The sequence below is a fragment of the Microbacterium sp. As-52 genome (assembly GCF_049949185.1).
Taxonomy (GTDB): Bacteria; Actinomycetota; Actinomycetes; order Actinomycetales; family Microbacteriaceae; genus Microbacterium; species Microbacterium maritypicum_A.
Genome location: NZ_CP188171.1, coordinates 1704391 through 1723410 on the forward strand (window position 1 = coordinate 1704391; position 19020 = coordinate 1723410).

The 19020-nt window shown below is 67.1% G+C and carries 19 protein-coding genes; 7 read left to right on the plus strand and 12 right to left on the minus strand.

What is annotated here, in order from left to right; all coding sequences use genetic code 11:
• Positions 1 to 897, minus strand: a complete 897-nt coding sequence (locus ACLFA2_RS08130) for an SIS domain-containing protein (RefSeq protein WP_426622369.1) — start codon at positions 895 to 897, stop codon at positions 1 to 3.
• A 325-nt stretch (positions 898 to 1222) separates the two neighbouring features.
• Between ACLFA2_RS08130 and ACLFA2_RS08135 the strand changes: the two genes are divergently transcribed.
• Genes ACLFA2_RS08135 through ACLFA2_RS08145 form a run of 3 tightly spaced genes read left to right on the plus strand, consistent with a single transcriptional unit; the run spans position 1223 to position 4399 of the window.
• Positions 1223 to 2467 (plus strand): extracellular solute-binding protein, encoded by a 1245-nt coding sequence (locus tag ACLFA2_RS08135; RefSeq protein ID WP_021200132.1) that lies wholly within the window; start codon positions 1223 to 1225, stop codon positions 2465 to 2467.
• A gap of 31 nt (positions 2468 to 2498) precedes the next feature.
• Positions 2499 to 3470: a carbohydrate ABC transporter permease gene (locus tag ACLFA2_RS08140; RefSeq protein ID WP_029264718.1), complete on the plus strand. Its 972-nt coding sequence runs from the start codon at positions 2499 to 2501 to the stop codon at positions 3468 to 3470.
• Positions 3471 to 3472: 2 nt separating this feature from the next.
• Positions 3473 to 4399, plus strand: a complete 927-nt coding sequence (locus ACLFA2_RS08145) for a carbohydrate ABC transporter permease (protein ID WP_021200130.1) — start codon at positions 3473 to 3475, stop codon at positions 4397 to 4399.
• An 81-nt stretch (positions 4400 to 4480) separates the two neighbouring features.
• Here the strand turns inward: ACLFA2_RS08145 and ACLFA2_RS08150 are convergent, their stop codons facing one another.
• Both ACLFA2_RS08150 and ACLFA2_RS08155 read right to left on the minus strand, forming a co-directional pair.
• Positions 4481 to 5647: an ROK family protein gene (locus ACLFA2_RS08150; protein WP_426622370.1), complete on the minus strand. Its 1167-nt coding sequence runs from the start codon at positions 5645 to 5647 to the stop codon at positions 4481 to 4483.
• Between the two features lie 164 nt (positions 5648 to 5811).
• Positions 5812 to 6111, minus strand: coding sequence for a chorismate mutase (locus ACLFA2_RS08155; protein WP_426622371.1), 300 nt, complete (start codon positions 6109 to 6111; stop codon positions 5812 to 5814).
• Between the two features lie 62 nt (positions 6112 to 6173).
• Between ACLFA2_RS08155 and ACLFA2_RS08160 the strand changes: the two genes are divergently transcribed.
• Positions 6174 to 7391: an AI-2E family transporter gene (locus tag ACLFA2_RS08160; RefSeq protein ID WP_021200127.1), complete on the plus strand. Its 1218-nt coding sequence runs from the start codon at positions 6174 to 6176 to the stop codon at positions 7389 to 7391.
• Positions 7392 to 7454: 63 nt separating this feature from the next.
• On the opposite strand, the gene ACLFA2_RS08165 is transcribed toward ACLFA2_RS08160, so the two are convergent.
• The 6 genes from ACLFA2_RS08165 to ACLFA2_RS08190 form a co-directional block, all read right to left on the minus strand.
• Positions 7455 to 8369, minus strand: a complete 915-nt coding sequence (locus ACLFA2_RS08165) for an ABC transporter substrate-binding protein (RefSeq protein WP_426622372.1) — start codon at positions 8367 to 8369, stop codon at positions 7455 to 7457.
• A gap of 81 nt (positions 8370 to 8450) precedes the next feature.
• Positions 8451 to 9176, minus strand: coding sequence for an ABC transporter permease (locus ACLFA2_RS08170; RefSeq protein WP_029258814.1), 726 nt, complete (start codon positions 9174 to 9176; stop codon positions 8451 to 8453).
• Positions 9173 to 9856: an ABC transporter permease gene (locus ACLFA2_RS08175; protein ID WP_021200124.1), complete on the minus strand. Its 684-nt coding sequence runs from the start codon at positions 9854 to 9856 to the stop codon at positions 9173 to 9175. Before ACLFA2_RS08175 ends, ACLFA2_RS08170 begins: the two co-directional genes overlap by 4 nt.
• Entirely contained in the window at positions 9853 to 10725 is an 873-nt protein-coding gene (locus ACLFA2_RS08180; protein WP_021200123.1) for an ABC transporter ATP-binding protein, read from the minus strand. The genes ACLFA2_RS08175 and ACLFA2_RS08180 overlap by 4 nt, the downstream gene beginning before the upstream one ends.
• A gap of 80 nt (positions 10726 to 10805) precedes the next feature.
• The gene (locus ACLFA2_RS08185) at positions 10806 to 11108 is read right to left on the minus strand and encodes a DUF427 domain-containing protein (protein ID WP_021200122.1); all 303 of its coding nucleotides are present in this window, start codon (positions 11106 to 11108) and stop codon (positions 10806 to 10808) included.
• 177 nt (positions 11109 to 11285) lie between these two features.
• Complete coding sequence (locus tag ACLFA2_RS08190; RefSeq protein WP_167256417.1) at positions 11286 to 12722, minus strand: dihydrolipoyl dehydrogenase family protein; 1437 nt, start codon at positions 12720 to 12722, stop codon at positions 11286 to 11288.
• A gap of 116 nt (positions 12723 to 12838) precedes the next feature.
• Between ACLFA2_RS08190 and ACLFA2_RS08195 the strand changes: the two genes are divergently transcribed.
• Positions 12839 to 12997, plus strand: a complete 159-nt coding sequence (locus tag ACLFA2_RS08195; protein ID WP_167256419.1) for a hypothetical protein — start codon at positions 12839 to 12841, stop codon at positions 12995 to 12997.
• Positions 12998 to 13330: 333 nt separating this feature from the next.
• On the opposite strand, the gene ACLFA2_RS08200 is transcribed toward ACLFA2_RS08195, so the two are convergent.
• The 3 genes from ACLFA2_RS08200 to ACLFA2_RS08210 all read right to left on the minus strand — a co-directional run bounded on the left by ACLFA2_RS08200 (position 13331) and on the right by ACLFA2_RS08210 (position 16167).
• Complete coding sequence (locus ACLFA2_RS08200) at positions 13331 to 13609, minus strand: hypothetical protein (RefSeq protein ID WP_152525899.1); 279 nt, start codon at positions 13607 to 13609, stop codon at positions 13331 to 13333.
• Positions 13603 to 15396 (minus strand): RHS repeat-associated core domain-containing protein, encoded by a 1794-nt coding sequence (locus ACLFA2_RS08205; protein ID WP_426622373.1) that lies wholly within the window; start codon positions 15394 to 15396, stop codon positions 13603 to 13605. The genes ACLFA2_RS08200 and ACLFA2_RS08205 overlap by 7 nt, the downstream gene beginning before the upstream one ends.
• Before the next feature lie 186 nt (positions 15397 to 15582).
• Positions 15583 to 16167 (minus strand): biotin transporter BioY, encoded by a 585-nt coding sequence (locus ACLFA2_RS08210; protein ID WP_347124285.1) that lies wholly within the window; start codon positions 16165 to 16167, stop codon positions 15583 to 15585.
• A 164-nt stretch (positions 16168 to 16331) separates the two neighbouring features.
• On the opposite strand from ACLFA2_RS08210, the gene ACLFA2_RS08215 reads away from it, so the two are divergent.
• Together ACLFA2_RS08215 and ACLFA2_RS08220 are read left to right on the plus strand one after the other, a co-directional pair.
• On the plus strand, positions 16332 to 17768 hold the full coding sequence (locus tag ACLFA2_RS08215; protein WP_426622374.1) for an ANL family adenylate-forming protein: 1437 nt from the start codon (positions 16332 to 16334) through the stop codon (positions 17766 to 17768).
• Complete coding sequence (locus ACLFA2_RS08220; RefSeq protein WP_426622375.1) at positions 17765 to 19009, plus strand: beta-ketoacyl-[acyl-carrier-protein] synthase family protein; 1245 nt, start codon at positions 17765 to 17767, stop codon at positions 19007 to 19009. Before ACLFA2_RS08215 ends, ACLFA2_RS08220 begins: the two co-directional genes overlap by 4 nt.
• Positions 19010 to 19020: the final 11 nt, after the last annotated feature.

A 19020-nucleotide genomic window follows, 5' to 3' on the forward strand; every position in this document is an offset into this window, starting at 1 on the left:
TCATGCATCCAGGATGACGGATCGCGTGAGGTTGCGGGGCTGGTCGGGGTCGAGGCCGCGGGCGACGGCGCGGTCGAGCGCGGTGCGGTGCAGGCGCACGAGGTCGGCGAGCGGGTCGATCGACCGCTGCTCGAAGCGGGCGCCGGTGGCCTCGACCTGCGCAGCGAGTCCCTCGGGAGCCTCGCCGAACTGCCAGGTGACGCGGCCAGGGGCCGCGATCGCGATCGGACCGTGCCGGTAGTCCATCGAGGGGTACGCCTCGGTCCACGACTGCGAGGACTCGCGCAGCTTCAGCGCGGCCTCGTGGGCGAGGCCGATCGTCCATCCGCGTCCGAGGAACGTGTACTGCTCCGCGTCGCGCAGCTCGTCGTCGCCGTCCTCGGCGAGCACGGCCTCGGCATCGGCGATGGCGCTGGAGAGGTCTTCGCCGAGCGACGCCCGGAAGAGCGCCAGCGCGGTGGTCGCGAATCGCGTCTGCACGACCGACTGCTCATCGGCGAACGGGAGCAGCACCGCCTCGTCGGCGAGCGAGACGAGCGGCGAATCCGGATCGCCGATCACTCCGATGGTCGGGATGCGCCCCTTGATGCGGTCGACGAGCTCGAGCACCTCGCTCGTGGTCCCGGAACGGGTGAGGGCGACGACGGCGTCGTATCCGCGGTCGAGGAAGGCCTCGGACGCCGCGTAGGCGTCGGTCTCACCCTGACCGGCGGACTCGCGCAACGCGGCGTACGACTGCGCCATGAACCACGACGTACCGCATCCGACGACGGCGATGCGGGCTCCCGATGCGGGGAGCAGTGCCTGCTCGGCCTTCAGATCGGCCGCCCGCGCCCACATCTCCGGCTGGGAATTGAGTTCTTCGCGCATGTGTGCGCCGGGCAGCGATTCGGACATCGAGGTGCCTTTCTGGCGATAAGTTGCAGACTTGTGATCGTTTGAAGCCTAATTCGATCATAGTATGGCGTCGAATCACAACACCAACAGCTTTACCTTGATTTGTTTGTTCTCCTGACAAATAATCAGACGAGTTCCACCCTCGACGTCGACCCCGGCCGAAGTCGAGAGCCCCGAGCCCCGGCTTGAACGATCGTGGCTGCCTCACGGCGAAACGATCACCCACGCACTGTCGCGTGATGTGCTTGCGACTGTGCACCACACCCCCTCCCGAAGCGGCCCTGCCGCCGAGGGTTCGGACATCACAGTGAGGAATGCAATACACATGAAGAAGTCACTGCGGTTCGGCGCCGCCGCCATTGCGGCCGTCGCCACGCTCTCGCTCGCTTCGTGCGGGTTCGGCGGTTCGTCCGGCGACAGCGGAGGCGGGGACGGCTCGACCACCCTCGACCTCCTCGTCCCCAGCTACTCCGACGGCACCAAGGCCAACTGGGAGACGGTGATCGACGGGTTCGAGAAGGCCAACCCCGACATCAAGGTCAAGCTCGAGGTGCAGTCGTGGGACAACCTCGAGAAGGTCGTCTCCACCAAGATCCAGGCCGGCGAGGCACCGGACATCTACAACGGCGGACCCTTCGCGGGCTTCGTCGGCGATGAGCTGCTCTACCCGACGAAGGACGTCGTCTCCGACGACACCTACTCCGACTTCCAGGAGTCGTTCCTCAAGAACGCCGAGGTCGACGGGACCGCCTACGCGCTGCCGATGATCGCCTCGGCGCGCGCCCTGTTCGTCAACAACGCGCTGCTCGACCAGGCCGGCGTCGAGGCGCCGACCAACTGGGATGAGCTGCTGGATGCCGCCACCAAGGTGTCCGCACTCGGCGGCGGTGTCGCCGGCTACGGCATGCCGCTCGGATCGGAAGAGGCACAGGCAGAAGCGGCCGTGTGGCTGTGGGGCGGCGGCGGATCGTTCGGCGATGCCTCCGAGATCACGATCGACACCCCGGAGAACCTCCCCGGCGCCGAGCAGATCAAGAAGATGATCGACGCCGGTGCGACGCAGGCCGACCCGGGTTCCACGCAGCGCTCCCCCCTGATGGACATCTTCATCCAGGGCAAGATCGGCATGCAGGTCGGCCTCCCGCCGACGGTCGGCCAGATCAAGGAGAACAACCCCGACCTGGACTACTCCATCGTTCCGATCCCGACGAAGGACGGCTCGCCCTTCACCCTCGGCGTCATGGACCAGCTGATGGCGTTCCAGAACGATGGTGACAAGCAGGAGGCGATCACCAAGTTCTTCGACTACTACTACTCCGCCGACGTCTACGTGCCGTGGGTGCAGGCCGAGGGCTTCCTGCCGGTCACCAAGTCCGGTGCCGAGCAGCTCTCCGGCGAAGAGGCCCTCAAGCCGTTCCTCGACGTGCTGCCCGACGCGCAGTTCTACCCGTCGACGAACCCGAAGTGGTCCGCTGCCGACGGTGCGTTCAAGTCGCTGTTCGGTCAGATCCAGTCGAAGCCGGCACAGGACGTGCTGACCGAGATCCAGGCACAGGTCGACGCGGGCTGAGCCCGCTGATCGGAGAGGTTCGGGTACCCGAATGAGCCAGAAGACAGAGTCCTCGAACCTCGCGGGGGCGGCGAAGAGCCGCCCCCGCACTCCGAAGACCCCGGATGCCACGCGTGGCAGGCCGGGCGGAAAGGATCTTCTCCAAGCGCTGCCGTGGATCGCACCGGCGCTGCTGCTCATCATCGGCGTCGTGCTGTTCCCCGCCGGGGTGATGTTCTTCAACTCGACGCGTGACATCTCCCTGTCGGGCCTCGACAAGGGGTCCGTGGGCTTCGACAACTTCGTCACGGTCTTCACGTTCACCGAGTTCTGGCCGATCTTCTTCCGCACGATCGTGTGGGTGGTCGCGGTCGTGACCCTCACGGTCGTGATCTCGCTCGGTCTGGCGCAGATCCTGAACAAGGCCTTCCCCGGGCGCCAGCTCGTGCGCATGGCCGTGATCGTGCCGTGGGCCGCATCCGTCGTGATGACGACCATGGTGTTCTACTACAGCCTCGAGCCGTACTTCGGCATCTTCAACAAGTTCCTCTACGACATCGGGCTCTCCGATGACGCGGTGGGCTACGGCTGGACGAAGAACCCCGCGACGGCCTTCACCTGGTCGATCGTGATCGCGATCTTCGTGTCGCTCCCCTTCACGACCTACACGATCCTCGCCGGACTCCAGTCGGTCCCGGCCGACGCGATCGAGGCGGCGAAGATGGACGGCGCCGGCCCCGCCCGCACCTACTGGTCGATCGTGCTGCCGCAGCTGCGCAGCGCTCTGGCCGTGGCCATCCTCATCAACATCATCAACGTCTTCAACTCGCTGCCGATCCTGAAGGTGATGACCGGGTCGATCCCCGGCTACGGCGCCGACACGATCATGACCCTGATCTTCAAGTACATCGAGCTGCAGAAGAAGGTCGATGTCGCGAGCGCCCTGTCGGTGGTCGCGTTCCTCATCGTCATCGTGATCGTCGCGGCGTACGTGAAGATCGTCAAGCCCATGAAGGAGGTCTGATCATGACCATGACCGAGACCGAGCTCGTGACCACCGCCGGAGGCCGCGGTCGTCGCACGCCGCCGACACCCGGCCGCAAGCGCCGCTACACCGAAGACCAGGTCACGCTGCCCCGGGTGATCCTGCGCACCGTCGCCGGTCTCCTGGTGCTCGCCATCTTCGTGCTGCCCTACCTGATCATGTTCTTCGGCTCGGTGAAGACCAAGTCGCAGATCCGGTCGGTCGATCCGACCTACCTCCCGATCGAGTGGCACTGGGAGAACTACATCTCGATGTGGTCCACCCCCGAGACGCCCCTGCCGTACAACCTGATCTCGACCATCGTCATCGCCGTGTTCGCGACGCTGCTGGTCCTGCTGGTCTCGCTTCCGGCGGCGTACTACACGGCGCGCTTCAAGTTCCCCGGCCGCATGGTGTTCCTGTTCCTGGTCATCGTCACGCAGATGCTGCAGCCGGCCGTGCTCACCTCGGGTCTGTTCCGCCAGTTCACCGTGCTCGGACTCGGCGACACCTGGATCGCGATGATCTTCATCAACGCGGCCTTCAACCTGTCGTTCGCGGTGTGGATCATGCACTCGTTCTTCGCCGGCATCCCCAAGGAGGTCGACGAGGCCGCCCAGATCGACGGCGCCGGGCGCTTCACCGTGCTGTTCAAGATCAACCTGCCGCTCGTGTGGCCGGGCATCGTCACGGCGATCGTGTTCACCTTCGTCGCCTGCTGGAACGAGTTCGCGGCGTCGCTCGTGATCCTGTCGACCGACAAGAACCAGCCGTTGTCGGTCGCTCTGACCAAGTTCGTCGGTCAGTACGAGACGAGCTGGCAGTACGTGTTCGGCGTCTCGATCGTCGCGATCCTGCCCGTGGTCATCCTGTTCATGCTCATCGAGAAGCGTCTCGTCGGCGGCTTGACGGCGGGCAGCGTCAAGTAGCCCTCCGCATCCGCGCGTCGACATCCGCTTGACGACATCCGCCCGATGGGAGCACCCGTCGGGCGGATGTGCGTCTGCCGGTCAGGAGCGCGACGTCGATGCCGCGCGCAGCTGCTCGGGATTCCAGCGCACGCCGAGCGCCGACGTCAGTGCGGCCTGGGCGGCTCCGGCGGCGAGCGACACACGAGGATCGGCGTAGCGCACCGGAACCTGCGCCGTGCCGCGGGCGGGGTACTCGGTCTCACGGCGCACGCGATCGAGGAAGCGCGGTCCGAGCTCGGTTGCCGGGCCGCCGATGACGACCTCGATCGGGTCGAGCAGCGCGCCGATGAGCTTGACGGCTCTGGCCAGCGCGCGAGCCCCCTCATCGAGTTGCTCCTCGTCGGCCTGAGCCGCGAGCGCGCGGATCTCCGGGGCATCCATGGCGTCGGAGAAGTCGTCGCCGAGCATCGCCCCGAGAGCGGCGGCCGATTCCAGGCAGCCGCGCTGCCCGCATCGGCAGGCGCGCGCGGCGTCGCCGAACACGACCTGCACATGTCCGATCTCACCCGCGCGGTCTCGGGGGCCGGGAGCCAGCTCGCCGTCGAGCGTGACGGCCGCGCCGACACCGCCGCCGAGATGGATGAAGAGGCGGTAGCCGGACGGCGACTCCTCCATACCCGCCTCGGCGATGGCTTCGGCGTCGACGTCGTTGATCAGCAGCACGGGCGCTCCCAGCACACGCTCGAACCGGTCGGCGAGGGGGACGTTCTGCCATTTGAGCTGCACGCTCTCGAGCACCGACCGCCCATCGGTCGTGCCCGGCAACTGCACGCCGGCGGCGAGGAGCCGTCCGCCGAACTCCTCCGCCACGGCCGACACCGCCTCGTCGAGGGTGCGGTCACGGTTCTCGGCGGTGTAGCTCACGCGACGGAGGTCGACCTCGGTGCCGTCGAGCGCCACGAGAGCGATGTCGGCGTGCAGGGGCTGGATCACCAGCACCAGGATCAGGTGATGATCCGCGTCGACGCTCAGAGTGGTCGCCCGCTTGCCGCCGGTGCTCGCCGCCTGCTCCCCTTCGACGATCAGCCGGTTCTCGATGAGTTCGGCGACCAGCGATGACGCGGTGGCCGCGGTCAGCCCGGTCGACCTCGCAATGCCCGCGCGCGTCTGCGTGCCCGGACTCCGGAAGACCAGCTGCAGAGCCCGGCGCAGGTTCGCACGCCGAACAGACGCCTGGGTGTCGAGGCCGTCATCCGTGCTGAGCATGTGTTCCCGTTCCGACGCTCGCCCGTCGCGAGCTGTTGACAGATCGTGGCGCGATCCGTAGTCTCTCCCTAAGTTTATTCATTGAACTTAGTTGGTCAATGAATCTCACAAAGCTCCGGACGGGCGAGTGCTGCACACACCGTCGCCCGTCCGGCTCCTCCTCCTCAGCGGCTCTCGGCCGCTTCGGTGTGGTGACGGATGACCTCTGCCACCACGAAGTTGAACCACTTCTCCGCGAACTCCGGGTCGAGGTGCGCCTCCTCGGCGAGAGCACGCAGCCGGGCGACCTGCTGTTCCTCCCTATACGGGTCCGATGCCGGCATCTCATGCTCCGCTTTCAGATGCCCGACCTGCTGAGTCGCGCGAAATCGCTCGGCCAGCATGAAGATCAGTGCGGCGTCGATGTTGTCGATGGTGGCGCGAAGCCGGAGCAGTTCGGCCTTCGGGTCCTCGGCGGCGGTCATGCCCCTACTCTAGAGCCGCGTGACATCCTGGTTTCGATCCATGGCACCGCTATCGTGAGCACATGAGCAACGAAGAGCCGCCGGAATCCGCGCCCCACGCCGACGACGCATCCGCCGCGACTCCCGCCGCGCCGGCGACCGGCCGTCGCAAGGCCGCACCCGCATCCGTGCCGGCCGTCGCAGACGCCCCGATCCCGGTCGTGATCGAGCCGACGACGCCGAGCCGTTCGTTCTGGACGCGCATCGACCGCCCGTTCGTGTTCGGCTTCCTCGTGACGCTGGGTGGACTCGGGGCGATCGTGATCGGCCTCGCGCTGTCGAACCTGTCGACCGTGCTCATCTACATCGCCCTCGCCCTGTTCGGTGCGCTCGGACTCGACCCCGCCGTACGGTTCCTGGAACGCCGTGGCCTCTCGCGTGTGATCTCGGTGGTCATCACGATCCTCGCACTCATCGTGGTGTTCGCCCTCGTGCTCTGGATGATCGTTCCCGTCGTGATCGATCAGATCGTGAGCTTCGTGCAGTCCGTGCCCGGCATGATCAAGGACTTCACGCACAGCGACATCTACGCGACCCTCGAAGCCCAGTTCGGTGACCAGTTCCAAGAACTGGTCGCCCAGGTGCAGTCCTTCCTCACCGACTTCGGCAACCTCGCGACGATCGGCGGCGGCGCCCTGGCCGTGGGCGCTTCGATCGCCACCAGCATCTCCGGAGCCATCGTCGTGCTCGTGCTGACGTTGTACTTCCTCGCGTCGCTGCCGTCGATGAAGCAGGGTCTGCTGCGTCTCGCCCCCGCCCGCGACCGCGCTCGTGCCGGCGACATCACCGACCAGATCACCGACTCGGTCGGCGGCTACGTGATGGGCATGGTCGTGCTCGCGTTCTGCAACGCGACGCTCGCGTTCCTGCTCTACCTCTTCCTCGGGTTGCCGTTCCCCCCGCTGATGGCGGCCATCGCCTTCTGCATCACGTTGATCCCGCTGGTCGGCTCGGTGCTGTTCTGGATCCTCGGCACCTGCCTGGCGCTGTTCACCAACCCGATCGCCGCCCTGATCTTCGCGGCGATCTACCTCGTCTACATGCAGATCGAGGCCTACGTGATCACCCCTCGCGTCATGAACAAGGCGGTCTCGGTGCCGGGTTCTCTCGTCGTGATCGGTGCTCTCGCCGGCGGCACACTGCTCGGTCTGCTCGGCGCGCTGGTCGCCGTGCCGGTGACCGCGTCGATCCTCATCATCATCAAACAGGTTCTCGTCCCGAAGCAGGACGCCCGGATCTGACCCGCCCGCCACGCAGAAGCGCCCGGACCCTCAGGGGCCCGGGCGCTTCTGTGTGGTGACGACTCAGCTGAGGTCGTTGTCTGCCAGCCACTTCTTGGCGATGTCCTCCGCCGACTTCTGGTCGACCGTGCTCTGCACGTTCAGCCCCACCAGCTCCTCGGCGGTGAGCTTCTTGCTGACCGCGTTGATCACGTCGGAGATCTCGTCGGCGACGTCGCTCGATGCGATCGGCACGACGTTCGAGGCCAGGATGATGTTCTCCGGGTCTTCGAGCGCGACGATGTCTTCGGTCTGGAAGGCCGGGTCTGCCGAGTAGATGTCGGCGACCTGGATCTCGCCGGCGAGCAGCGACTCGAGCGTGGTCGGGCCGGTGGCCGAGAAGCCGAGATCGACGCCGTAGACCTCCTTGGCCGCAGCCGGACCGTACGGACGCTGCTCGAACTCGGGCGCGGCACCGATCGTGACCGGGGTCGTGACCTTCGAGAGGTCGCCGATCGTGGTGAGGCCGTTCTCTTCGGCGAAGCTCTTCAGCACCGTGTAGGTGTCTTGGTCAGACGCCTCGGCGTAGTCGAGAGCGGTCAGGCCATTGGGCAGCGCCTCCTTCAGCGCGGCGTAGACGTCTTCCGGGCTGGTGGCGGTCGCGTCCTTGTCGAGGTACTCGAGCAGGTTGCCCGTGTACTCCGGGAACAGGTCGATCGCGCCGGACTCGACATCGGGCATGTAGGCGTCGCGCTGTCCGATGTTGAACTGCTTGTCGACCTTGAACCCCGCCCCCTCGAGAGCCTGCGCATAGATCTCGGCGATGATCTCGTTCGAGTAATACGCCTGCGAGCCGATGACGATCGTGTCGCCGCCGGAGCTCGAGCCTTCGCTCGGGGCGTCGAGCGGGTTGCTGTTCGCGCAGCCGCCGAGGACGAGCACCGCGGCGAGCGCGGCACCACCGGCAAGGGCGAGTCGTGACTTACGTGCTGTGAACATGAGGACTTCCTCTTCTCTGGGACAACGGGGATGGTGCTGTGGGACGGTGTGAGGGCTGTGGGATGAGTCGGATGATGGGCGTCAGGCGGTGGCCGGTGCCGGCGAGGCAGCGGCCGCGCGCGAGCGACGTGTGGTGGTCGGTGCGCGCACCCCCGCGGGGACGGCGGCGTGCTGGAGCAGGGCGAAGATCAGGTCGACGACCAGGGCGAGCACCGCGACGAGGATCGCCCCTCCGAGCACCTGGTCGAACTTGCGCAGCGGGATGCCCTGGATGATCGGCCAACCGAGTCCGCCGAGATTCACGTAGGCGGCGATGGTGACCGTGGCGATCACCTGCAGGAGTGCCGCCCGGATGCCGCCGACGAGAAGAGGCAGCCCGAGGGGCACCTCGACCTTCCAGAACACCTGCCACTCGGTCATGCCCATCGAGCGCGCGGAGTCGAGCACCCGACGGTCGATGGCTTCGAGGCCGGTGTAGGCGCCGGCGAGGAGCGAGGGGATCGCGAGGAGCACGAACGTGATGATCGCGGCCTCGGGAACGCGGAGCACGCCCAGGATCAGCACGAGCAGCACCATGAGGCCGAAAGACGGGATGGCACGTGCCGCGCCGGAGACCGCGACCGCGATCTCACGGCCTTTGCCGGTGTGACCGATGAGCCACCCCAGGGGAATCGCGATGATGCCGGCGATGAGCACCGAGATCAGCGTGTAGTACATGTGCTGGCCGAACAGGATGGGCAGCGAGTACGGCCCCTCCCAGCGGTCAGGGGAGAAGAGCCAGGCGAAGGCGTCGGTGAACACGTTCATGCGGCGGTCCTCAGGGTGGCGGCCTGTCGTGCGGCCGACGGTGTCTTCGCCGCGCGCGTCCACGGCATCAGTGCGCGACCCAGGAGAAGGAGCAGCAGGTCGATCACGAGCGCGATCACGACCACCGCGATGACGCCGGCGAACACCTCGGCGAGGATGCGACGCTGCAGGCCGTTGGTGAACAGGTAACCGAGGTTGTTCACGCCGACCAGGATGCCGACCGTGGCGAGGGAGATCGTGCTGACGGCCGCCACGCGGAGCCCGGCGAGCACGACGGGTCCGGCGAGCGGGAAGTCGACGGTCCAGAATCGGCGGAAGCCGCCGTATCCCATCGCGGTCGCGGATTGCCGGATGGCGGGGTCGACCGAGTCGAGGCCGTCGGACACCGCGCGCACCAGGATCGCGACCGCGTAGATCGTGAGGCCGATGATGAGGTTCACGGGGCTGCGGGCGGGATATCCGGCGACGGATGGGAGAAGGATCAGCAGCGCGAGCGAGGGGATCGTGTAGAGGAGTCCGGTGAGAACGATGACCGGCCCCTTCACCAGCTGATAACGCCATGCGACCCACCCCAGCGGCAGCGACAGCACGAAGCCGAGCACGATGGCGATCGCGCTCTGCTGCAGGTGGATCCCGGTCAGCTCGAGGATGAGGCCGAGATTGTCGCCGATCCAGTTCACGGAGCGCCCTTCGTCGCGCTCTCCTCGCTCAGAAGCGCGTCGGTCACGGCATCAGGAACATCGATGATCGCCCCCTGGGTGCGACCCTCGCCGTCGACCACCACGGTGCCGTGCGGCGTCTGCTTGAGGTGCAGAGCACGGCGTCCGCGTTCGGCGCCGATGAACGCCGAGACGAAGTCGTCTGCCGGATTCTCGATGATCTCGCTGGGGCTGCCCACCTGAACGATGCGCGCACCCTTGTCGAGGATGACGACCTGGTCGCCGAGCAGGAACGCCTCGTCGATGTCGTGCGTGACGAACACGACCGTCTTGTCGAGCTCGCGCTGCAGCCGCAGGGTCTCCTGCTGCAGGTCGGCCCGCACGATGGGGTCGACCGCACCGAAGGGCTCGTCCATGAGCAGGATGTTCGGGTCGGCGGCAAGACCGCGGGCCACACCGACGCGCTGCTGCTGGCCGCCGGACAACTGGCTCGGGTACCGCTCGGCGAGTGCCTGGTCGAGGCCGACCGTGTCGAGCAGTTCCCGTGCGCGCTTATGGGCGGCAGCCTTCTTCACGCCGGTCAGGCGCAGCACCGTAGCCACGTTGTCGATGACCGTGAAGTGCGGCATGAGACCGGAGTTCTGCATCACGTAGCCGATGCGTCGACGCAGGGCCACCGGGTCACCCTGGAGCACGCTCTCGCCGTCGATCTCGACCTCGCCGGAAGTCGGCTCGACCATGCGGTTGATCATGCGGAGCAGAGTGGTCTTACCGCAGCCGGACGAGCCGACGAACACCGTGGTCTTGCGCGAGGGCAACACGAGGCTGAAGTCATTGACGGCGAGGGCGCCGCCGGGGAAGCGTTTGGTGACGTTGCGGAACTCGATCATGGGCTGGTCTCCAGTCGGTCGATCGATGTGTGAGCGGACGAGTCTAGGCTCTTCTGATGGCTACGGGGCTCTTCAGATGGCTACGGGCCGACCTCGACGCGCGGATCGAAGGCGACGAACCCGGAGAAGTCCTTGCCGACGCGGTCGAATGCCGAGGGGTAGGGGTTCGGGTACGACCAGGCGTAGTCGGTGTGGAGCTCGCCCTCGGTCTGCACCGAGTAGTACTGAGCGGCCCCCTTCCACGGACAGGTGTAGGGCGTGGGGCTCTCGACGAGCACTCCGGGCGTGATGGACGCCGGTGGGAAGTACCAGTTCCCCTCGATGCGGGCGAGATCACTCTCGTCGGCTTCGGCGATGACGGTTCCTGCGAGTACAGCCTTCATGGTCCTGCCTCCTCGGATGTGGGTATGAGCGTATAAGACGGTGCGGACATCGGGGGTGAGGGTTGCGCCGCGGCCGTCAATATGAGAAACAATCCGGATCCTGTTCGATGCGATCGGAAGAACGGATTGCCCTGGATTCGGGTCAGGCCCGATGTCGGGATCGATTCCCTCCGCGGGTCACGCGGAGTCGCGACCGTACCCCTCGAGCAGTCGCAGCCAGATCTCGCTGATCGTGGGGTACGACGGCACCGCATGCCAGAGGCGGGCGATCGGCACCTCTCCGACGATCGCCACGGTGGCCGCATGCACCAGCTCCGCCACCTCGGGACCGACGAACGTCGCACCGATCACGACGTCGCGGTCGGTGTCGACCACGAGCCGCGCCTGGCCCTCGAAGCCGTCTTCGTAGAGGCTCGCGCCGGCAACCCAGCCCAGGTCGTAGTCGACGGCCTTCACCGCGATGCCGGCCTTCGTCGCCTGGGCCTCGGTGAGCCCGACGGACCCGACTTCGGGAATCGAGAACGTGACCTGCGGGACGGCGGCCTGGTCGGCGGTCGCGACGTGACGGCCCCACGGGGCATCGTCGACATCTTCGCCCTGGGCACGGGCGACGATCACATCGCCGGCAGCGCGCGCCTGGTACTTGCCCTGGTGGGTGAGGAGCACGCGCCCGTTGACGTCGCCCACCGCATAGAGCCAGTCGGATCCGGGGACGCGGAGCGTGTCGTCCGTCTCGATCCAGCGGCCAGGTTCCAGTCCCACGACGTCGAGGCCGATGTCACCGCTGCGGGGCGAGCGACCCGTCGCGGCGAGCACCTCGGTCGCGGTGATCTCCTCACCGCCGTCGAGGGTGATGGTCACGCCGTTCGCACCGCGATGCACGGATGTCGTTCCCGTACCGGTGCGCACATCCACGCCGAGCTCCTTCAGGCCTGCGGCGACACGCTCGCCCGCGAAGGGCTCCATTCCGCCGAGCAGACCGCTGCGGGCGATCACGGTGACGGTCGAGCCGAGTGCGGCGTAGGCGGTCGCCATCTCGACGGCGACGACGCCTCCACCGATGACGGCCAGGCTCTCGGGAAGCTCTTCTGCGCTCGTCGCCTCGCGGCTGGTCCACGGGGTGGCCTCGCGCAGGCCGTCGATGGGCGGGATGACGGCATCCGATCCGGTGCTGATGGCGACAGCATGCCGAGCTTTGAGCACGCGCTCCGCGCCGTCGGCATCCGTCACGGTCACCTCGCGCTCACCCGTGATGCGGCCGTGGCCGCGGGCCAGGTCGATGCCGGCCGACTCGAGCCACTTGACCTGACCGTCGTCCGACCAGTTGCTGGTGAACGAGTCGCGGCGGTCGAACACGGCACGCACATCGAGCTTTCCGGTCACCGCCTGCGAAGACCCGCCCACGTGTTGCGCGGCACGGAGCGCCTGCGCCGAACGCAGCAGCGCCTTCGAAGGCATGCACGCCCAGTAGGAGCACTCGCCTCCGACGAGCTCGCTCTCCACGATGATCGCGGTGAGTCCGCCCTGCACGGCTCGGTCGGCGACGTTCTCGCCCACCGGACCACCGCCCAACACGATCAGGTCATACTCGTCGGTCTTCTCCGCAGCGTTCATGCGTCGCACCTCTCCGTGAGCCGGTTACGTGGCCCAGTCTCGCTCATGAGCAACGCCGAGTCACGGGTGAGTTGTTCCCGGCGGCGTGGCGGGGAACGCCTGGGGCAGGTCATAGAGTGTGGTTCGTTGTTTGGATCGGCGGCGGAGGCCCCGCCCGCGCCACGATGTGGTCCAGCATTCTGGGCGAGGCCTTCCTCATCGCCGCCGCCTTGATGGCCTTCATCATCATCCGTGGAATCACACACGGCGTGATCCACCGTGCACAGCAGCAGTAGCCCGCAGGCGCCACCAACCCGATGCCTCACTCACTCCAATCTGAGCGTTGCAGGCTACCCCGGTCGAACGTCACCGGTTCCGCTGAGGTGACGTCGACGGATCTGCTGGGGGATCGCTCCGGGATCTACGCCGAGCTACGTTCACGGCAACGGTCGCCCGTACGAACCGAGCAGTTCCCGATAGTGGGGGTTCCTGAGTAGTTCGGGGTGGACGCTCTCAATTCGCTGGCGAACCTTAGTGAACATCCCCTCCGCCGCCCGCAGGAACTCGCTGACGGATCCCGCCGCCACGGTCTTCACATACTCAGCCATCGATGACGCGAAAGAAATCCATCAAAGAAAGTTTTGAACAATACCCGTCATCGCAAAAGCTAGCATGACGAGACCCACGAGTATGATTCCGGCGCCGACGACCCCCATCATAAACGGCGTCTGGCGGCCCGCCGAGGCCTGAGCGGCACGCTGACCGAACATCGCTTTTTGGTTCTTGTAGACCGCGTCGTTGAGCCGCCGACGATAGCGAATGGTAAGCATCCCTAAAACGACGGCCATCAACCCAAAGATCAAATTCGGGAGAATCGTGCCAGCATGAACGAAGTTCAAGTTCACCATCCCCATCCGACGTCTGCGCTGCATCCGAGAGCTGCGCCGACCGAGACGCCGCCACCCCCATATCCTAGTGGCCCGTTCTCTTGGATTCCGCCTGAGATGTAGCCACCCACCGGTCCCATGACCGCAGTGCAGCTTCCTCCCAAATAGAGCCCCCCTTCAGACTCAGTCGATGCTCCCGCTGAGACCGATACTCCCGCCTTCAGGCCGAAACCAAGTCCGACTCGGCCCGTACCGTCGTGACCAATTGAGAGGTTGAGACAGGCACCGGCGCAGGCTGAGACAGTGAGGTCTGCAGTTCCACCGTTTTCGGGCATCCATTGCCAGAGAGGTTGCTGCTTGGGCCCGGTGCGGGTTGGCTGTGACGGTGCGGCGGGCAGCGCGGCGAGCTGCGAGATGAGCGTGGGCGTGCCACTTGCCTTGGGGCGTGACTTACTAAACGGCAATCCGCCTCCTCCTAGCCACGTTAGAGGCTTGGTCCCTGACCGTTTCGCGGCTGTCGAGCCACCGTCGACTAGTGGAGCGATGGACCATTTCTTGCCGGTGAGGTCGTGTCCGTTGATGGGATCCGTAGGCCAGGAGTAGTCGTTCGCTCCACCGCCTTCGATGGGGTCGACTTGCAGGAACCTCCCGAGGGCGGGAACATACAACCGCACCCCCATCTCCACCACCAGCGCAGACCCTGCCGACTCCGCAGGCTTCAACGCCCCCTGATGCCACAGCGTGTTCCCCGCCACCTGCCCGGAGTCATCCGACGCAGTGGTGCCGATCGCGAACGTCACCGGGTCCACCGGCTGACCAAACGGATCCCACAACAACAACGCACTCGTCGTCACCCCGGTGCGGGTCACGAGACCGTGTCCACCCAACCCGGGGAACGACCACGTCACCACCCCGGCCTGGTTTGTCCACGACACCCCACCCGGCAACCCCAGACTCCTTGTCAACTCCGCACCCGACTTCTGACCCCACGCCGCATCACCACCCGCCGCATACAGGTAGCTCGTCGACACCGCGGGGGCATCACCAGTCGGGTCAATGGTGCGTGTGGCAATGCGTCCGGTCGCATCCCGCACGATCCGCACCGTCGTGCCATCGTCATACGTCGTCCCGATGTGCCGGTTGGCCGCGTCATACGAGAACTGCATGTCGCCCAGACGAACGGTGTTCCCCCGCACGTCATAGACAATCTCCGACGCCGCCAGACCATCCGCCACCGTCGTCGCACCCGGGATCGCCCCCGTCACCGACGACGACACCAACCGGTCCGCCCAGTCATAGCAATACGACGTCGACGTCGACACCGCAGCCTGACCCGGCGCCGTCCACACATCCGTCAGACCCGTCCGGTTCCCCGACATCCCCGCCGCCGCATTCGGACCACACCCACCCGACGACCCGAACCCATACGTGAACTCATGCCCGGGGATGCTCGCCGACACCAAACGCCCAGCCGTGTCATACCCGTACGTCGACGAATACGACGTCGACCCCATCGACGACTGCTGCTTCACCACACGCCCCGACTGCGACCGCACCACAGCATCCGACACGACCTGCCCGCCGACCAGCCACTCCTGACCGATCACGCGCTCCGCCACATCCCGACCCACACTGTTCAGCGCCGAACCGTCCGGATACGTGATCTGCTGCAGCCGCTGCAACGCGTCATACGTCACCGACGCGAGCTGCTGCCCGTCGACGGTAACCGTCTTCACCTTGCCGTCGGCGTCATACGTGTACGCCGTCACCGACGCTGCACCACCGGCCGGAGTCGTCGAGATCTGCATCACACGCCCGGAAGCCGGGTCGTATGTGGGCGTGGTCACCGTGCCCCACACATCCGTGTAACTCACGGTGCGTCCGAGCAGGTCTGTGACCGTCGTGATGGTCGAGTCATTCGGCGAACCCGCGACCGACACCCCGCTCGTGACGGTGGCGTATCCACCGTTCGTCACTCGAGCTTGCGCGGATTCCTAGACCGCAGAAACCGTCCGCACCCGCCGGCCGTCGGTGAACGCACGCGGGTAGGCCCGCCGGAGCGCGACCGCAACCAGCGTCGCGGCCACCACCTTGATCAGGTCTCCCGGCAGGAAGGCGAGACTCGACAGCGCGGTGGGTCCGAGCGGCACGCCGGTCACGAGCGCCTGCACAGGGATGCCGAATGCGTAGACGACGAGCACCCCGCCGACGAACGCGGCAGTCGCGGAACGCCACCACGTGAAGCGTCCCGTGCGCATGAGGAGCCCGATCACCACGACTCCGGCGATCCAGCCGACGAGGTACCCGGCACTCGGTCCGACGAACACGCCGAGGCCGCCACGACCACCCGCGAGAACCGGAAGTCCGACCGCGGCGAGCGCGAGCACCAGGACCACGGCGAGTGGCGCGAGACGCGGCCCCAGCACGAGTCCGGCGAGCATGACCCCCAGGGTCTGCGCCGTGATCGGCACACCGCTCGGAAGGGGCACGATCACCGTGCCGAGCACGACGATCAGTGCGGCGAAGACCGCGATGCGGCCGAGCGAGGCGCTCGTGTCGGTGGCGCGGGACGTGGTCATGAATCCTCCTGAACACCGTTCACCTGAACGGTGTTCATTAGAATAGGGACGCCACCCTTTCCGCGCAAACCCGCCCAGGAGTCCTCACGTCTCTCACCCCGACGCTGCGCCGCATCGCGGCCGACGACCCCGACCGCTGGGCGATCGTCGGCCGCGATGCCCGCGTGACGTACGGCGAGCTCTACACCCACTCATGCCGGATGTCGGCGGCCATCAGGCGTCTGCTCGCAACGGACACCGCTGCGGATCACCCGAGCAGGCTCGCGGATCTGCCCCCGGTGGTCGCCATCTGCCTGTCCGCCACATTCGACACGGCGCGCGCCGTCGTCGCGGTGGAGGCGGGCGACCGCATCGTCACCATCGTCGACGCGCAGTGGCCCGTCGCTCTGCAGATGCAGTCGATCGTCACATCCGGGACGGCTGCCGTCATCACGGATGTTCCTCACCTCCGGCACGCTCTGCGCGCGAGCGGGTGGCCCGGTCTGGTCTTCGACCTCGCCGACCTGCTGGACGACGGATCATCCGCGCCCGGGGCACCGACCGACGACGCTCCGACCGACGGCCCTCCGATCGACACCCCGTTCCTGCTGCTGACGTCATCCGGTACGACGGGCGCGCCGAAGGCGTTCCTCAAGACGCGGTCGCAGTATGCGGCGAACATCGAGGTGTCCCGCGAGCACTTGGGCGCGCACGATGGCGTCACGACCTTCGCGCCCGGCCCGATGTCGTACAGCCTGACCCTGTACACACTGTTCGAGGTACTCGCCACGGGTGGTCAGCTGCACGTCGCCGACGGCCTGGACGAGCTGTGGCTCTCCTCCCGCGTGCACGACGAGCGCATCACGCGCCTCGTCACGATCCCCGCGGCGGTGACGACACTCGTCGACGCAGCCCTCCGCCATCCGGGACGGTACGACGGCATCGAGCTCATCGTCACGGGAGGGGCGGCGCTCTCCGCATCGACGCGAGCCGACGTCGCCGAGGCGCTCCCCCATGCCCGGAGCATCGGCTACTTCGGCACCGGCGAACTCGGCTTCATCGGCGACGATCGCGCCGGCGACGAAGCCATCCGGCTCTACCCGCAGGTCGAGGCCTGCGTCCGTGGCGATGACGGCGACGACCTGGCTCCCGGCGAGCTCGGCAGTCTCTGGGTGCGCTCACCCTCCTGCTCGACCGACTACCTGCCGAAGACGAGCACGACATCGTTGACGGACGCTGACGGCTGGGCGAGCGTGCACGATCAAGGGCGACTGCTCGGCCGGGACTTCACGTTCGTCGGCCGAAGAGGCGACGTCGTCACCACGGGCGGACACACCGTCGCGCTCGACGAGGTCGCCCGCGCGTTCGAAGGGATGCCGGGCCTCAGCGCCTGTTGCGCGATCACCGAGAGCGATGAGCGTCTCGGCACGCGTATCGCGCTGGTCACCGAAGGCGTCGCCCCACCCGCCGCGGACCTGCGCCGGTGGGCGAAACAGCATCTCGCCTCGGCATCCGTTCCGCGCCGCTGGTACGCACTGTCGGAGTTTCCGCGGACCGTCGGTGGGAAGATCCGTCGCGCCGCCGTCGCGGATCTCGTGGCGCTCGGGAAGGGGCGAGCATGAACGGCAGGCGATCCGTGGTCATCACCGGTGTCGGCGCGGTCACACCGAGCGGACTGACGGTGCCGGCGTCGTGGGCGTCTGTGCGCGCGGGACGAAGCGGCATCACCCGCCTCCCTCCGGAGATCTCCGGCTCGCGCCCTGTGCACGTCGGCGGAGTGGTGCGCGGCTTCACCACCCCGGTTGATCTGGCGGCATCGCTCGCCCGGCACCTCACACCGATGCAGCAGTGGGCGATCACCGCCGCCGATGAAGCACTCGCCGACGCGGGCGTCCACGGGCAGCCGTGGCAGACGGATGTCGCACAGGTGATCGTCGCCACAGGATCCGGGCCCGTGGAGGCGACAGTCCAGGCGGCGGATGCACTGCGAGAGCACGGACCTCGCCGGGTGCCGCCAGGGCTCACCGCCTACGGAACGGCGGATGCGATCGCCGGCGTGCTCAGCAGACGGTACGCATTCCTCGGTCAGACCCACGCGGTCGCCGCGGCCTGCGCGAGTGGAGCGGTCGCGATCGGGGAGGCCCTTCGACGGATCCGCCACGGCTACGCCGACACCGTGCTGGTCGTCGGGATGGAGGATTGCCTCGGCCCGCTGCATCTCGCGGCGCACGCGAACCTCCGCTCGGTCGCGACGGGCTTCGGCGACGACCCCTCGTCGGCCTCACGCCCCTTCGACCGCGCCCGCACGGGCTTCGTCATGGCGCAGGGCGCGGCCGCCGTACTGGTGGAATCCGCCGATGCCGCACGGGAGCGCGGCATTCGGCCCCTCGCGACGATCGCCGGATTCGGCGCGACCAGCGACGCACATCACGCCACCGCGCCCGACCCTGCCGCCGCGGGGGCGACGAGGGCGATCAACGCCTGCCTCGCGGACGCCGATGTCGACGCCGCCGAGATCGACCACGTGAACACGCACGGCACGGGCACCGTCCTGGGCGATGAGGCCGAGCTGGTCGCGCTCACGCAGGCGCTCGGCCGGAGAGCATCGTCCGTTCCCCTCACCGCGACCAAGTCGACGACCGGACATCTGCTCGGTGCGGCCGGCGTCGTCGAGGCCGTCATCATCGCGATGACGCTCCGCGATCAGGTGCTGCCCCCGACGATGAATCTGTCGCATCCGTGTGCCGACGACTGGGACTTCGTACGCGACAGGGAACGACCGCATCCGGTCCGCACCGTGCTGTCGACCTCGTTCGGCTTCGGCGGCCACAACGCGGCGCTGCTGCTCACCGCGAGCGAATGAATCACGCCGAG

Excerpts from the sequence above, each read along its gene's own strand:
- ACLFA2_RS08130 (WP_426622369.1), bottom strand. The coding sequence starts at position 897 with ATGTCCGAATCGCTGCCCGGCGCACACATGCGCGAAGAACTCAATTCC.
- ACLFA2_RS08135 (WP_021200132.1), top strand. The coding sequence starts at position 1,223 with ATGAAGAAGTCACTGCGGTTCGGCGCCGCCGCCATTGCGGCCGTCGCC.
- ACLFA2_RS08140 (WP_029264718.1), top strand. The coding sequence starts at position 2,499 with ATGAGCCAGAAGACAGAGTCCTCGAACCTCGCGGGGGCGGCGAAGAGC.
- ACLFA2_RS08145 (WP_021200130.1), top strand. The coding sequence starts at position 3,473 with ATGACCATGACCGAGACCGAGCTCGTGACCACCGCCGGAGGCCGCGGT.
- ACLFA2_RS08150 (WP_426622370.1), bottom strand. The coding sequence starts at position 5,647 with ATGCTCAGCACGGATGACGGCCTCGACACCCAGGCGTCTGTTCGGCGT.
- ACLFA2_RS08155 (WP_426622371.1), bottom strand. The coding sequence starts at position 6,111 with ATGACCGCCGCCGAGGACCCGAAGGCCGAACTGCTCCGGCTTCGCGCC.
- ACLFA2_RS08160 (WP_021200127.1), top strand. The coding sequence starts at position 6,174 with ATGAGCAACGAAGAGCCGCCGGAATCCGCGCCCCACGCCGACGACGCA.
- ACLFA2_RS08165 (WP_426622372.1), bottom strand. The coding sequence starts at position 8,369 with ATGTTCACAGCACGTAAGTCACGACTCGCCCTTGCCGGTGGTGCCGCG.
- ACLFA2_RS08170 (WP_029258814.1), bottom strand. The coding sequence starts at position 9,176 with ATGAACGTGTTCACCGACGCCTTCGCCTGGCTCTTCTCCCCTGACCGC.
- ACLFA2_RS08180 (WP_021200123.1), bottom strand. The coding sequence starts at position 10,725 with ATGATCGAGTTCCGCAACGTCACCAAACGCTTCCCCGGCGGCGCCCTC.
- ACLFA2_RS08185 (WP_021200122.1), bottom strand. The coding sequence starts at position 11,108 with ATGAAGGCTGTACTCGCAGGAACCGTCATCGCCGAAGCCGACGAGAGT.
- ACLFA2_RS08190 (WP_167256417.1), bottom strand. The coding sequence starts at position 12,722 with ATGAACGCTGCGGAGAAGACCGACGAGTATGACCTGATCGTGTTGGGC.
- ACLFA2_RS08200 (WP_152525899.1), bottom strand. The coding sequence starts at position 13,609 with ATGGTGAACTTGAACTTCGTTCATGCTGGCACGATTCTCCCGAATTTG.
- ACLFA2_RS08205 (WP_426622373.1), bottom strand. The coding sequence starts at position 15,396 with ATGCAGATCTCGACGACTCCGGCCGGTGGTGCAGCGTCGGTGACGGCG.
- ACLFA2_RS08210 (WP_347124285.1), bottom strand. The coding sequence starts at position 16,167 with ATGACCACGTCCCGCGCCACCGACACGAGCGCCTCGCTCGGCCGCATC.
- ACLFA2_RS08220 (WP_426622375.1), top strand. The coding sequence starts at position 17,765 with ATGAACGGCAGGCGATCCGTGGTCATCACCGGTGTCGGCGCGGTCACA.